The sequence below is a fragment of the Mycobacteroides sp. H001 genome (assembly GCF_001440005.1).
GTDB lineage: Bacteria > Actinomycetota > Actinomycetes > Mycobacteriales > Mycobacteriaceae > Mycobacterium > Mycobacterium gwanakae.
The window spans coordinates 221,789-235,781 of the sequence record NZ_LJYH01000024.1; the positions used below are offsets into that span (position 1 = coordinate 221,789).

Annotated in this window: 15 protein-coding genes and 1 pseudogene; 12 read left to right on the forward strand and 4 right to left on the reverse strand. The window is 62.9% G+C overall.

Features of this window, described 5'->3' with window-relative positions; all coding sequences use genetic code 11:
• The first annotated feature begins 63 nt into the window (after positions 1 to 63).
• From AOT83_RS26720 to AOT83_RS07380, 4 genes and pseudogenes are all read left to right on the forward strand, one after another.
• Entirely contained in the window at positions 64 to 345 is a 282-nt protein-coding gene (locus AOT83_RS26720) for a hypothetical protein (RefSeq protein ID WP_030097516.1), read from the forward strand.
• Positions 346 to 394: 49 nt separating this feature from the next.
• Positions 395 to 697: a hypothetical protein gene (locus AOT83_RS07365; protein WP_030097515.1), complete on the forward strand. Its 303-nt coding sequence runs from the start codon at positions 395 to 397 to the stop codon at positions 695 to 697.
• Between the two features lie 802 nt (positions 698 to 1,499).
• A pseudogene (locus AOT83_RS07375) lies at positions 1,500 to 1,880 on the forward strand (hypothetical protein); the annotation flags it as partial.
• Between the two features lie 238 nt (positions 1,881 to 2,118).
• Positions 2,119 to 2,895 carry a glucose 1-dehydrogenase gene (locus tag AOT83_RS07380; protein WP_057965596.1) on the forward strand — a complete coding sequence of 259 codons (777 nt, stop codon included), beginning with the start codon at positions 2,119 to 2,121 and terminating at the stop codon, positions 2,893 to 2,895.
• On the opposite strand, the gene AOT83_RS07385 is transcribed toward AOT83_RS07380, so the two are convergent.
• Both AOT83_RS07385 and AOT83_RS07390 read right to left on the reverse strand, forming a co-directional pair.
• The gene (locus AOT83_RS07385; RefSeq protein ID WP_030097511.1) at positions 2,896 to 3,690 is read right to left on the reverse strand and encodes an alpha/beta hydrolase; all 795 of its coding nucleotides are present in this window, start codon (positions 3,688 to 3,690) and stop codon (positions 2,896 to 2,898) included.
• Positions 3,691 to 3,708: 18 nt separating this feature from the next.
• On the reverse strand, positions 3,709 to 4,128 hold the full coding sequence (locus AOT83_RS07390; protein ID WP_030097510.1) for a TIGR03618 family F420-dependent PPOX class oxidoreductase: 420 nt from the start codon (positions 4,126 to 4,128) through the stop codon (positions 3,709 to 3,711).
• 83 nt (positions 4,129 to 4,211) lie between these two features.
• Between AOT83_RS07390 and AOT83_RS07395 the strand changes: the two genes are divergently transcribed.
• The gene (locus tag AOT83_RS07395) at positions 4,212 to 4,895 is read left to right on the forward strand and encodes a hypothetical protein (RefSeq protein WP_057965625.1); all 684 of its coding nucleotides are present in this window, start codon (positions 4,212 to 4,214) and stop codon (positions 4,893 to 4,895) included.
• Here the strand turns inward: AOT83_RS07395 and AOT83_RS07400 are convergent, their stop codons facing one another.
• Positions 4,896 to 6,440, reverse strand: coding sequence for a carboxyl transferase domain-containing protein (locus AOT83_RS07400; RefSeq protein ID WP_057965595.1), 1,545 nt, complete (start codon positions 6,438 to 6,440; stop codon positions 4,896 to 4,898).
• A gap of 110 nt (positions 6,441 to 6,550) precedes the next feature.
• On the opposite strand from AOT83_RS07400, the gene AOT83_RS07405 reads away from it, so the two are divergent.
• Genes AOT83_RS07405 through AOT83_RS07435 form a run of 7 tightly spaced genes read left to right on the forward strand, consistent with a single transcriptional unit; the run spans position 6,551 to position 13,005 of the window.
• Positions 6,551 to 7,684: an acyl-protein synthetase gene (locus AOT83_RS07405; RefSeq protein ID WP_030097507.1), complete on the forward strand. Its 1,134-nt coding sequence runs from the start codon at positions 6,551 to 6,553 to the stop codon at positions 7,682 to 7,684.
• The gene (locus AOT83_RS07410) at positions 7,684 to 8,085 is read left to right on the forward strand and encodes an iron-sulfur cluster assembly scaffold protein NifU (protein ID WP_030097506.1); all 402 of its coding nucleotides are present in this window, start codon (positions 7,684 to 7,686) and stop codon (positions 8,083 to 8,085) included. Before AOT83_RS07405 ends, AOT83_RS07410 begins: the two co-directional genes overlap by 1 nt.
• Positions 8,060 to 9,250, forward strand: a complete 1,191-nt coding sequence (locus AOT83_RS07415; protein ID WP_057965594.1) for a cysteine desulfurase family protein — start codon at positions 8,060 to 8,062, stop codon at positions 9,248 to 9,250. Before AOT83_RS07410 ends, AOT83_RS07415 begins: the two co-directional genes overlap by 26 nt.
• Positions 9,247 to 10,353, forward strand: a complete 1,107-nt coding sequence (locus tag AOT83_RS07420; protein WP_057965593.1) for an ABC transporter permease — start codon at positions 9,247 to 9,249, stop codon at positions 10,351 to 10,353. The genes AOT83_RS07415 and AOT83_RS07420 overlap by 4 nt, the downstream gene beginning before the upstream one ends.
• Before the next feature lie 5 nt (positions 10,354 to 10,358).
• Complete coding sequence (locus AOT83_RS07425) at positions 10,359 to 11,045, forward strand: ABC transporter ATP-binding protein (RefSeq protein ID WP_057965624.1); 687 nt, start codon at positions 10,359 to 10,361, stop codon at positions 11,043 to 11,045.
• Positions 11,042 to 11,347 (forward strand): acyl carrier protein, encoded by a 306-nt coding sequence (locus AOT83_RS07430; RefSeq protein WP_030097502.1) that lies wholly within the window; start codon positions 11,042 to 11,044, stop codon positions 11,345 to 11,347. The genes AOT83_RS07425 and AOT83_RS07430 overlap by 4 nt, the downstream gene beginning before the upstream one ends.
• 23 nt (positions 11,348 to 11,370) lie before the next feature.
• Positions 11,371 to 13,005, forward strand: a complete 1,635-nt coding sequence (locus AOT83_RS07435; RefSeq protein WP_109394526.1) for an AMP-binding protein — start codon at positions 11,371 to 11,373, stop codon at positions 13,003 to 13,005.
• Here the strand turns inward: AOT83_RS07435 and AOT83_RS07440 are convergent.
• Positions 13,002 to 13,895: an amidohydrolase family protein gene (locus AOT83_RS07440; protein ID WP_057965591.1), complete on the reverse strand. Its 894-nt coding sequence runs from the start codon at positions 13,893 to 13,895 to the stop codon at positions 13,002 to 13,004. The two genes, AOT83_RS07435 and AOT83_RS07440, sit on opposite strands and share 4 nt — an antisense overlap.
• Positions 13,896 to 13,993: the final 98 nt, after the last annotated feature.

The window sequence follows — 13,993 nt, forward strand, 5'->3', positions numbered from 1 at the left end:
TTGGCAAGTGATGTTCACTTCCTAGGCCATTAGCAAGATGACCGAGCGGAAAGGAAACACCACATGAAAAAGTCACTCGCTGCAATCGTCGGCGGCGCTGGCATCGCTGTAGCCGTCGCCGTCATGGGCGCCCCTGTCGCCCTGGCGGGGCCGACGCCTCCTCCGGTCTGCTACGCCAGCGAGACCAGTGTCAACGCTACTGATCTGCGTCCTTGCGTGGCTCCGGGCGATGTCATTTATGAGCAGGGCGTCCACCAGCCGACGTATGAAGGCGCCAACCCGTTGGTCCCGCTGGGCACCAACCCGCACGTCCCCTTTGGCACCAACAAAAACAACGCTTCGTAACCAGATGTAAGTCCGCTTCATCTTCGTCGACGCAGAAGGAGCAACAACCATGAAGAAGATCACGACCGCGGCGGCGCTACTCGCTGCCGCGGGACTGTCCCTGGCCACAGCCGGCGCAGCCTTGGCTGGTCCCGCTGCGGACCCGGACTCCGTCATCAATGACCTCAAGTCCAACGGGTACCGAGTCATTGTCACCAAGGTGGGGTCGGATCACCCGTCGCAGTGCACGGTTCAAGGAGTGTCACAGCAGTCCGCCGTTCAGAACGTGCAGCCGGGACGCAACATGCGCAACCAGCCGACGACGGTTCCTACTGCGGGACAAAAGGTCGCGTACGTCACGCTGGCTTGCTAACCACCCCTTCGGTGGTGACGGCACCTGGTTGTGAGCGGATCTGCCAACGATCCTCCTGCCGCGTCGCCACTACCCGGATGAGCACTGAGACTGCGGGCCGATTCTCGAAAGAGAACTCGGCCCGCACGTATGAGAGCACCGCGGTCTCCCCAGCTGGCGCGCCCGAGGCATGACTCCCCACGGACGACACGTATTGTGCTGTGGGATAAAGATATTCATCGGAAACGCATGCGGTACAAGTAAATACGGTCCGATACTCGTCGATGAGATTGGAGTTGCCTGGCGCACGGATGCTTCGCGAGTGCGAACACCTGGGTCGGGATCGGATTCAGAAGTGCAAGAGGCGGTTCGGCGTCAGACGGCAGCTCCTTGTTCTCGTATTCGTGGATGACGGCGGCCACCACCGGAAGAAAATGCATGCCGCGTCTATTTCATGGGCGTGACGCGCGGCTATGTCGCCGAATGAGATAGCGCGCAAGCCATCCCAGAGAGTGGGACGAAGGGTGCCCAAAAGGTGGGATGGGTAACAGAAAATTTCCTGCGTTAATACAAGAGATGCATGGATGTGTGAGAAAAGTGACCAATGTGATTAGCGCACAGCAAATTACGACGCAGGGTCATCGAACATTCAACAAACCAATCATGTACTGGGCGTTTGTTGGATTGGACGAGCGTTCATCCATGCTCTACCGTAATCAGTAAGGCGTTGGCGGAGAGTAATTCTCGCCATAATTTTCAGCAAAATATGACGCAAGCCACATATTTTGGTAGGTCGTCAAGCTCGTTGTTAGCGTCGCGTCCCATGTCTGATCTCGCTGCTTTGCTGGCGTTTATCCATCAGGTCTCGGGTACGCCGTATATCTCGGGCGGAGACTCCGCCCGTGGCACCGACTGCTCCGGTCTGGCCTCCTGGGTGTCCAATGTCGCCACCGATCGTCCCGCCTTTGGTTCTCGCTTCAATACGGGGAACCAAGAGCGTGCCCTCCTCGCGCGTGGTTTCAAGTACGGCACCGCACCAGGTGCATTGGTGATCGGCTGGAACGGCGGTCACACCGCCGTCACGCTGCCCGACGGCACTGCGGTGTCCAGTGGCGAAGGCGGTGGCGTCAAGATCGGTGGCGGCGGCGCCTACCAGGCGCAGTTCAAGCGGCACATGTACCTGCCGATGGACAATGAGGGTGAAGCCGCTCCGCTGGATGTGCCCGCTCATGGGGAAGGTCCCGAGGTGATCCCCGCGTCGGTCCTCGCGCCTGATGCCGAGCCGGCTCCCGCCGACGAGGCCCCCGCTGAAGCAGACGCCGTCGCGATCTAAGGAATCTCCAATCCATAGGCGCCACCCCGTAATTGGTGTTGTCGCTCACTGTTCCCGATAGGCGGGACAAGTTCCGCGTGCCTTCGTAACGTTGTGATTGCCTGGAAACATGAATGGCAATTCTTCTCTGCTACAAGGAAAGAGCGTCATCGTCACGGGTGGCGCTCGCGGGCTCGGCGCGGCCTTTGCGCGCCGGATAGTGTCGGAGGGCGGCCAAGTCGTCGTGGCCGATGTGCTCGAGGACGATGGACGGCGGCTCGCGGCCGAGCTCGGTGACTCCGCGCGATTCGCCCGGCTGGACGTAACAGACGCCGACCAGTGGCGCGCGCTGGTCGAAACCACGCTGGCGGAGTTCGGCGCTGTCACCGGATTGGTGAACAACGCCGGTATCTCCAGTGCCTCGTTGGTTGCCGACGAGCACCTTGAACACTTTCGCAAGGTGATCGAGGTGAACTTGGTCGGTGTTTTCATCGGCATGCAGGCCGTTATCCCGTCGATGCGCGCACGGGGCGGCGGTTCGATCGTGAACATCTCCTCTGCCGCCGGTCTGGTCGGTCTGGCCCTCACCTCTGGCTATGGCGCATCGAAATGGGGTGTACGTGGACTTTCCAAGGTTGCGGCGGTTGAGTTAGGCCCCGAGCGGATTCGGGTGAACTCAGTGCATCCTGGTGTCGTGTACACCCCCATGACGGCCCAAGCCGGTTTTCGGGAGGGGCAAGGCAATATGCCCATCACCGCCATGGGGCGAGTGGGAACTCCCGACGAGGTGGCCGGTGCGGTGACCTATCTGCTTTCGGACGCGGCGAGCTATGTCACGGGGGCCGAACTTGCCGTGGACGGCGGCTGGACGGCCGGCCCCACCCTGAAGACCATGACGGGTCAGTAGTTACGAGAGCAGATGCGTGATCTCCGCTGCGACCTGTGCGGGTAACTCCAGCTGCGGGAAGTGGGTCGTGCCGCGCAGGCGAACGTAGCTGAACCACGGATTGCGGGATTGGAACTCTTGGTGAAGATCATCGTAGGCAGTGCGCTCGGGGTTGCAGAAGATGTGATGAACGCGTCGCGGTTCGGCCAGCTTTTCCATTCGCGACATGGGTGAGCCCCACGTGGCGTAGGCATCTTCGATGACTCGTCCGGCTCGCGCCCACACGTCGAACCCGAAACCGCCCATCTCGGAACGGATGTGCCGGTTGACGGCTTCATTGTCGCTGCCGGATAGCCAGGCTCGGAGGAATTCGAGGCGACTGGATTGCCAGCGTTGCGGATCACGAAAGTCTCTTATGCCGTTGAGGAATTCAGCAGGAGCCGCTGACATGATCAGATCAATGATCACGAGGCTTGGCACCCGCCCGGTCCCGAGACGGTCGGCTATCTCAAGCGCGGTCCACCCGGCATGGGCATGAGCGACGGGAACGATCGACTGCACGCTGAGGGCATCAAGCAGCCCGATGACATCTGAAACCTGTTCCGTAAGACCAAAGTCGGCTGCGGGTGTGCGGTCGATACCGTGGCCGCGCCAATCCATGCGGATCACGCGGTGGTGGGGAACGAGGTAGGGCAGTAGCTCGTCATACGCACGGTGGTCGTGCCCCCAGCCAGTGAGCAGCAGGATGGCCGGTCCGTTGTCCAGGCCTTGATCGTCGAAGGTGAGCTGCGCTCCATTGACGGTGATGGTGTACATCGTGGCTCCTCCCGAGTGTCAGAGAGCGGCGTGGACACGGACGGGATGTATGCGCACAATCGCCTCGCCGGGTGCGCTGTGGTGTTCGTCCACGTACGCGTCGGCACGGTCAGCTCCCAGATACCGGGTGGTGATGTCGATCAGGGTGCCTCGAACCTCCGAGGTGCCGGGTTCCACATGGGCTTCCCCTTGAACCTGGACATACAGGTAGGGCTCTGCTGGCGTGGCCACGGTGATCACCGCGCGCGGATCACGTTGCAAAGAACGGATTTTCAGGGTGCTCACGTGCGTGACGAACTGTAGGTGGTCCTCGTTGAGCCGGTACCAGATAGGCAGCACAAGCGGCCGTCCGTCGTTTCCGAGATAGCCCAGCTGCCCTACCAGAGCGGGAGTCGAATCGAGGAACTGCCGGACGGCCGGATCGTGGATCGAGGTCATGGATCCACAACCTAGAAGCTCAAGCGCGCTTGAGGTCAAATCCGTACTTCCGTCAGGGGCGATGTGTCTGAATAATGGGCCGGATGGTCCGCGTGTTCGCGATCGGAATTGCGGCGCTGATGCTCATCTTGGGCGGGCTGCCTGCGGGGTTCGCTCACGCCGACCCACAGGCATGTGTTCCGGGTGATGCTGCCCGGCCTCAAGCGGAGCTCTTCGCCACCAACAACACCGCGGTCATCATCGATCCTGCCGATGGGCGTCTGCTGGATCCCCTCGATGACTTTTCGCTGCAGGTGAGCGCGATAACCGCTCAGAATCTGGTGCTGCCGGTGCGGTCGACACCGGTTGACGGCGTGTACTGGTCTCAGGACAACAACCACATGACCTACGAGCGGTCGCGCGCGTTCGAACTCGCGTGCGTGGATCGCGATGACTTGCAACGCATCGGTGAGCAGGTGCGGCGGCAGTACGGTCAGGAATCGGTGCTCACCTTCGAATACCTACCGGCCGGAGATGCGGAGATAAACGCTGTGGCGGTGGAGGTTCCGGGCGTCGACCGCGTGCGGTTCCACGACGCGCTCGCGGCGGACGCATCCGCGCGGGAGGCGTTGGTCGGTGGGTCGATCACCGAAGACGGGTGGCTGATCCTGATTGCCGACATCAAGGATGTGAGCACCGCGCATCGCCTCGTGGATGCGGCCGGTGGCCGTTGGCAGGACGCCAGTATTCAGTATGGAAAACGCGATTTCATAGCGACAGGGGAATAGCTACCAGGTGTCGACGACGGATTTGCGCGGCGGCAGGGGCTCTCGCATGGCCGCGGCGAATGTCGAGGCGATGAGCGATCGCGTCTCTGCAGGATCGATCACATCGTCGATCTCGAATATCTGAGCAGCGTTGAGCGCCTTGGCATTCTCTTGTGCCGCCGCGGTGGCCTGACGTACCGCTTCCTCCCGGGCAGCCTCGTCGGGTATGGCCTCCAACTCCTTGCGCAGCCCCAGACGCACCGCGCCTTCCAAGCCCATGGGTCCCAGATGTGCGCCGGGCCAAGCCACCGTCAGCAGTGGTTCGTGCAGGCTGCCGCCGGTCATAGCTTGCGCGCCAAGGCCATACCCTCGACGCAGGATGACTGAGACGAGCGGTACTCGAAGTGCCGCTCCGGCGACGAGCATGCGCGAGGCGCGCCGCACCAACGCATCGGCCTCCGCCGCGGGACCCACCATGTATCCCGGGCAGTCGACCAACGAAAGAACCGGCAACCCGAATGCGTCGCACAGCTGCAGGAAACGAGCGGCCTTATCCGATGCGGCCGCGGTGATCGCTCCCGCCATCACCATCGAATTATTGGCCAGAATCCCGATGGCACGGCCCTCGATACGTGCGAGTGCCGTCACCATCTCGGGTGCGAACTTCTCTCGCAGAAATGTCACCGAGTGCTCGTCGGCCAGCGTCTCGATGATGGGGCCCACGGGATAGGCTCGCCGAGCACGTTCGGGAATCATTGTGCGCAAGACGGTTTGGTCCGCTGCGTGTCCTGGCTCCACTGCCCCTTGGAAGTACCCGATGAGCCGTTTGACCACAGCGACGGCCTGTTCTTCGTCGTCGACGACAACGTCGACCACCCCATTGGGCGACTGCACCGACAGCGGCCCGACCTCGTCGGGGTGTACCTCGCCGAGACCGCCGCCAGCGATCATGGCCGGACCGCCCATGCCGATGGACGTGTCTCTGGTTGCCACGATCAGATCCGAGCACCCCGCGATCACGGCATTGCCCGCAAAGCACCGGCCCTTGACCACGGAGATCCGCGGCACCACGCCCGAGAGCGCGGCCCACAACTTGAACGCCCGTACATCGAGCATCGAGACAACGGGATAGTCGGTATCGCCCGGACGCCCGCCGCCGCCCTCGGCGAAGAACACCGTCGGCAGCTTCATGCGCTCGATGAGATCGAACAGCCGGTCCTTCTTGTGGTGCCCAAGCGCCCCCTGCGTACCGGCGAGCACGGTGTAGTCGTAGGACAGCACGGCACACGGATGACCCGCGATCCGTGCGGTCCCTGCCACCAGACCATCGGCGGGTGTGCGGGCGATCAAGTCGGCGATGTCCCGTCGCTGGCGCTGCGCAGCGATAGCGAATCGGCCATATTCGACGAACGACTCCGCATCGACCAGGTCGGCGATGTTCTCGCGCGCGGTGCGGCCGCCGCCCGCGTGGCGGCGGGCAACTGCATCGGGGCGAGCCGCGTCTTCGGTAAGCGCACGTCGCCTCAATAGCTCAGCGTGATCAGCGCGCATTGGTTCATCAGCCATGGCCCGGACTCTTCCATAACAGCCCGAAACTCTGCGGGAACTTTTCCTCACGATGATTCGACCACTCCACCGGTGCCCTGTGTGGGCTAGGCAGTCAAAGGAGATGCGCAGTGGAATTGGTCACCATGCTCGGGATGCCGGGGGAAGCCCTCCGGGTGGCGCGGGACGACTGGCGAGAGTCGCTCACCGACGTGGTACGTCAGGCCTTCGCGCTGCACTTCGAACGTAACGGCTTCTACCGCGCCCAGTGCGACGCCGCCGGACTCGCCCCGAGTGACATCCGCGCCTGGGCTGACCTGCAGCGCATCCCTCTGCTTCCCGTCAGCATGTTCAAACAGGCTGGCGCGCACGTCCTCATGACCTGCGGCCTTGAGGATGTAGAGATCGAGATCCGCTCCACCGGCACAAGCGGTGTGCCATCGGTGGCGCGGCGCGATTCGACGACCGTCACCCGGGCATCGGTCGGAATCTTCGGTGGATACCGGGACTTCTTCGGTATCTCCCAGGGCGCGGGGCTGTTCCTGTGCCCATCCACCGCCGAAGTGCCCGAGATGGGCATGGTCAAGATCTTCAACCTTCTCACCGGCATGCTCGATGACCATCGCTACATCGTGCGTGAGTACTCCTTCGACCCCGAGGAGGCGTTGGCCCAGCTGCGGAGCTGGGAGGGACGGATGACCCGGCACCTGATCGGTCCGCCGTTCATCATCGCCAGATTCCTCAAGTACCTGGAGCTGGAGGACATTCCGCTCACCCTCGACCCCGACTCACTGATCATCATGTTGGGCGGCTGGAAGCAGTACACCGGTAACTCGATCAGCCGGGACGACTTCAACGAAAAGGCACAGCGCATGCTGGGCATTGACCGCACCCGCATCCGCGACATGTACGGCATGATCGAGTCCAACATGCTCGCCATCGAGTGCGAGCATCAACGCAAACATGTGCCGCCGTGGTGCTACATCTCGATCCGCGACGTCACCGACGCGTCCGTCGAGCTTGAACCCGGTAAGACCGGCGGAATAGCGATCCTTGACGCGCTAAACACCGCGTATCCCGGCTTCCTGCTCTCCGACGACGTCGGGGAGGTAGACGAGGGTGACTGTCCGTGTGGCCGTACCGGCCAGACCGTAAAGTTCCGTCGGCGACGCCAGGGCGCCGAATTAGGCTGCTGCGCAGTAAGTATCGAAAAGTACATCGACTCTCGGGAAGTCGTTTCCGAGTGCGAGTTGGCGGACGCCTAGTGCCCCGGTTCAGTCCGACGGTGATCGATCACTTCACCAACCCGCGCAACTCGGGCCGCCTTGCGCAATCCGATGTTTCGGCCTTCATTGGCAACCCGGTGTGCGGGGACCAGATTCTGCTGACCGCGCAGGTGCAGGGCGAGGCCGTGAGCCAGATCGGCTTCGAGGCCTACGGATGCTCGGCTTCCCTGGCGGTCGCGTCCATCCTCACCGAGCGGCTGACCGGCATGCCGGTGGAAACGATCGCCGCGATCGAAGCGGTGCAGGTCGCGGAATGGTCGGGGGGCCTCTCGCCGGAACAGCAGCACGTCGCCGCCCTGGGCGCCGATGTCGCACAACGCCTAGCCAACAACTACCGCAACGGAATTCACGAAGATGTCAGCGCCCTCCCCGGTACTTAGTCCACCCGCGCAGATAGCGCCGGCAGAGATCTACTTGGATTACGCCGCCACCGCACCCCTGCATCCACGTGCCGCACAGGCGATATTGAGCGGGCACCGGCTAGTCGGAAATCCGTCGAGCCGACACAGCGCGGGGCGGGACGCCGCGGACGCCCTCAGCGATGCCCGCCAGACCGTTGCCAGGCTCTTCGGCGCTGATGCCGAGGAGGTGGTGTTGACTTCCGGCGGAAGCGAGGCCAACACTCTGGCACTATGGGGAACCTTTGCGGCTGTGGGGTTTCAGGGCCACCTGGTGACCTCATCGATCGAGCATCCGGCAGTCCTGGCGAATGCTCACGCGCTGCAGGACCTGGGTGTGGAAGTGACCTTCGTCGATCCCGCGCCGACCGGGCATGTGGATGCGGCGCAGGTGGCTCGTGCGTTGCGCCGCGAGACGCGTCTGATCTCGGTGATGCACGCGAACAACGAGACTGGTGCCATCCAGCCGGTTGGGGAGATCGCCGAGATCGCCGCACGGTCGGGTTCGGCGTTCCATGTGGACGCCGTGCACACGGCCGGCAAGCTTGATCTGACAAGCATTGGTGCCACAATGATCTCGGTCTCCGCGCACAAGTTTGGCGGACCACGGGGAATGGGTGCGCTACTGGTACGCGATGGACATCAGCTGTTGCCGGTCATGCGCGGGGGACCGCAGGAGAACCGGCTGCGCGCGGGTACCGAAAACGTGCCCGGTGCGCTGGGCATGGCCGCCGCGGCCGACGCGTGTCTGAGCTCGGTCTCGATGGGCTACCGGCTGGGCATGCGCGACCGCCGCGAGCAGCTGCTCGACGGGCTTGGTGCCGTTGGCGGTGTGCATCTCAACGTGACAGAGCCGGTGCTGGAGGAAACAATCAGCGTCCGCTTTGACGGAATTCGCGCCGACACCCTCGCTGACGATCTCGATATGCACGGCATCTATGTATCTACCGGATCGGCCTGTCACGCCGGAGAAGACTCGGTTTCTCATGTGCTGCAGGCGATGCGGTTGACCGAGGACCAGGCGCGGGCCACAGTGCGAATCTCGATGGGCCCCGACGTATCACCGGACGATGTCGACAGGGTCGTCGCGATCACTACTCGGGCCGTACACAGGTTGCGCGCCATGGCCGGTGGGATGGTCCGATGATCGTTGCCGTCAAGAATCTTGTCGCAGAACGCGCCCGATTTGTCCTTTCGGTGATCGGGGTCGCCGTCGCGGTGATCCTGGTGTTGGTGATGTCCGGCATCTTCGTGGGAACCACGAATCAGGTCACCACTTACATCGACCACTCCAAGGGGGCGGTGTGGGTTGTCCAGCCCGGCGTTTCCCAGATGTTCCGCGCGGTGTCGTGGTTGCCCGCCGATGGCAAGGACCAGCTGTTGAAGGTCCCCGGTGTGCAGTCGGCCGACCCGATTCTCGGACTCCCATCGGATTTCGTGCACAACGGCGGGCACACCGCCTACTTCGTCGTCGGATACGACACGGCCACCGGTGTGGGGGGCCCGTGGTCATTGTCGGAGGGGCGCAACGTGGCGGGGTCAGGTGAGGTCGTGCTCGATCGCGTCCTCGCCAAGAAGAACAAGATCCATGTCGGCGACACGGTGCAGCTCGTGGACGGTGATTTCACGGTTGTGGGGTTGTCGAACCAAACAGCCGCCGTGGGCAACTTCTATGCGTTCATCTCGCTGCCTGATGCGACGCGTCTACTGCGTGCGGGAAATCGCGTGTCCTACTTCCTGGTCCAACCGGCCGAGGGATTCAGTTCCGTCCAGGTCGCGGATTCGGTCCGCAAGTCAGCTCCCGGAATGGACGCACTCACCTCCGACACGTTCGCCGAGAACAGCCGGGCGATTGTGATCTCGATGATCGGACGACCATTGAAGACGATGATCGGGATCGCCGCGCTTGTCGGTGTGGCGCTGGTGGGGTTGACCGTGCTCGCGGTAACCACCGAGCAGATGAGTGATTTCGGAGTGCTGCGCGCGCTGGGTGTGCGTCCGGCGCAGCTGTGCCGCACTGTGATTACCCAGGCCGCCTTGATCGCCGGACTCGGATATGTGCTGGGCGCGGGCGTCACCTACGCGGTGCAGTTCCTGGTGAAAGACCGGCTCGGGGACGTCACAGTGCAGGTCACTCCCACCATGCTCGCCGCGATGGCGGCGGCCACGGGCGTCATGGCGATCATCGGATCACTGATTCCCGTTCGGCGGGTCACACGGATCGACCCTGCTCAGGCCTTCCGGAGGTGAATTCGATGAATCCTGTACTGCAACTTGAGAATGTCGAACACCAATACGGAACCGGCGATGCCGCGGTGCGCGCTCTGCGGGGTCTGGATCTGACGGTCAAACCCCATGAGGTGGTTCTGGTCGTCGGCCCCTCCGGTGGAGGAAAGACCACCGCACTTCTTGTCATGGGGCTTCTGCTAACCCCGGATTCGGGGCACATCCGGATCGACGGACAGAACGTTGGCGAACTCGGCGAACGGGAGCGATCGCGAATCCGCCTGGAGCGCTTGGGCTTCCTATTTCAGGAGTACAACCTGCTCAACGCGTTGACAAGCGCGGAGAACGTGGCTCTGCCGCTTCGTTATGCCGGGGTCAAGAAGGATGCCGCGATGACACGGGCTAGGGAAGTGCTGACCGAGCTGGGATTGGGGCACCGGACCGGCCATCGCCCACCGGCGCTCTCGGGCGGAGAGAAGCAACGCGTCGCTGCCGCACGCGCCCTGGTAGCGCGACCAGGGCTGGTCCTAGCCGATGAGCCCACCGCGAACCTGGATTCGGCTACCGGGAAAAAGGTGGCCGAACAACTCGCGGATGCCGCCCGGACTCAAGGAGCGGCGGTGGTGATCGTGACACACGATCTGCGCCTCACCGGGATCGCTGATCGGGTGCTGCACCTCGAAGATGGCGTGTTGCTGGAGAAAGAGGAAAAATGACCGAAACCGTTGCGCTCCCGGACGATACGGAAATCATCGGTGCGCTTCGAGATGCCTTGACCCGGCTGCTTCCCGCGGAAGATCTGGCGCAGGTCGATCTTGAGGCGGTCGACGTCGATTCGCCGCTACTCGCCTTACCCGTCGACTCCGTGGTGCTGATGGCGTTGATGAACGAGCTAGAGGATAGGTTCTCGGTCTTCATTCCCGAAGAGGAAGCCTTCGCGTTCACGGTGGTGGGCGATATCGGAGTGCTCATCCGTCAGCGTCTTAGCGATAAGGCGAAACGCCGCGAACAGGCATGAGTGACATAGCAATTAGTCGGCATGTGAGGGCAAATGCTCCGGCTCTGGCCCCCGGCGCGATCGACTACGCAGCGCTGCTGCGCTCGGATTTGGAGCAGATCGACTTCTACGACTCGCGCCGCCATCTGTATACCCTCACGGCGGTAGACCTGGTTCATGCCACAAGGATTCGTGCTGCGGCGCTGGCTGCGCGGGGTCTTCGCCGTGGCGACCGAGTGGCAATGATTGCGGTGAGCGACGAGGAGTACCTGACCACGCTGCTGGCAGTGCTCTTATTGGGCGCGGTACCGTGCGCGATCGCACCACCGCCGACGCCGTCGCGGCCGGAATCTGCGGGAGTGGCGCATCTGAGTGCGGCGCTGGGCGTGTTGAACCCGGCCATGGTCATCACACAGCCACGAGTAGAGATGGCGATCACGCACCCGTTGGTCGTGATGTATGACGAGCTGACTGATTCTGAACCGATTGACTGGAAGCGGTGCTCGCGTGCCGATCCCGGCGACATCCACCACGTCCAGCTCACTTCCGGATCCACGTCGGCCCCTAAAGCAGTGCTGTTGACGCACGGCAATGTGGTGCACAACACCACGGCAATCGCTTATGGCACAAGGGCATTACGGGGGCAGGATCGAGTGTTCAGCTGGCTACCGTTCTACCACGACATGGGATTCATCCAGGTGCTGGCCGCGCTGCTCTACGGCCTTCGGGTCGGTGTGATGACCCCGATGGGGTTTTTGCGGGATCCAGTGTCCTGGCTACGGCACATGTCCCAGCATGGGTCCACCCATACCGCGGGGCCACCGTTCGCGTATCGGGCGGTAGCGGAGGCGATCTCGCGTGGTGGTGCTGTAGCAGACGTGGACTTGTCGTCGCTGCGTCACGCCTACGTCGGCGCCGAGCCCATTGCGTTCTCGGTGCTGCGCGAGGTTACCGAAAGGTTTGCACCGCTGGGCATGCGGACCGATGTGTTGGTTCCGTGTTACGGCATGGCCGAGACAGTGCTCGCCACAACCGTTGCGCTGCAAGCCGGTATGTCTGACGCGCCATCCTTCGGACGGGTGCGGGTTGGTCGCGGCCCGGATGACGGCGAGCCCGTGGTCTCCTGCGGGAAGGTGGTGGATGGCTTGGAAATTCGGATCGTTACCCCGGAAGGCACGCGCTCACCAGACGGTACGGTCGGCGATATTCAGGTAAAGGGGCCATCGGTGATGGCGGGCTACCTCACCGCAGACGGGGGCGTGGCCACGCCTGTGGGTGGATGGCATGACACCGGCGACCGGGGCTTTCTCGCCGGTGGCGAACTGTTCGTGGTGGGCCGACACAAGGAGATGCTGATCGTGCGTGGTCGCAATTTCCCGCCCTACGACATCGAGCGGGAGATCGACAATATGTCCGGCGCCGGTGGAGTATCTGTCGTCTTCTCCTTGCGTGACGAACAGCGGGCCCGTGAGTCGGTGATCGCCGTCGTCGGGACGCGCGCGCCAGTCGACGAGTATGCGGAACTTCGGACACGTATCGCCGGGGGTGTGCGTGCCGCCTTCGGGTTCTCCCTCGATGAGGTGGTTGTGGTGCCGGCGCGAACCATTCCCCGGACCACGAGCGGAAAACGTCAGCGGCTCATGGTCCGGGAGGCCTATCGGGCGGGCTCGCTCGTCTAGCTGTCAACACGGAATAGTGCGGCGCCATTGCGGTAGAGGACATCGCGCATCCAGTTGTCGTCGACACCGGGCAACACCTGCAGCGCGGTGACCGCTTCGGCATATCCGTAGGGGATGTTCGGAAAGTCGCTGCCGAACAAGATCTTGTGACCGAGATCTGTCAGTCGCGGGTAGGCGGATTCCGGAAACGGCGCCTTCTCATTTGAGAACTTGGTGAAGGCCATGGTGGTGTCGAGACGTACCTCGTCGTACTGCGCGGAGATATCGAGAAAGTCGGAGTACTCGGGCATACCCATATGCGCGATGATCAGGCGCAGGCGGGGGAACTGCTTGAGCAGCAACCGGATTGGCTCGGGCCCAGTGAACTCGCCCGGCGCCGGTCCGGAGCCGCAGTGGATCACCACCGGAACAGCGGCGTCCTCGAGAAGCCCCCACACGGGGACGAGTAGCGGATCGATGGGGGAGAACGCCCCCACCTGGATGTGGACCTTGAAGACGCCCGCGCCAGCCTCGATAGCCTCGCGCACGTAGTCGATGGCGCCGGCTTCGGGAAAGAAGGTGGCGGTGTGCACGCAGTCCGGGGTCTGTGCCGCGAACTGGGTGGCCCACTGATTCAGCCAGGCAGCCATCTGCGGCTTGTGGGCATAGATCAACGAGGTGAACCGGAGCACGCCGAACTCTCGCAGCGTCTGTACCCGCTGGGACTCTTCGGTGCGGTAGGTGATCGGCCAGGGGCGCCCGATGAGAGGCCCCGCCGAGTCGAAGTACGCCCACACCTTGTCCATGACGGGCTTGGGCATGAAGTGGGTGTGCACGTCCACGATCCCCGGGACACCCAGCTCCTGCCAGATCTTTGTGACAGGTGTGGGGTCGAAGGCTGATTCGGGCATACGCCTATCTATATCAATCGAGTTTTCTCGGCCTCCAACGGCTTCGAAATATACCCCCTAGGGGTACTTGCCAAGGCGTGTCGATCGCTGCTACGTTC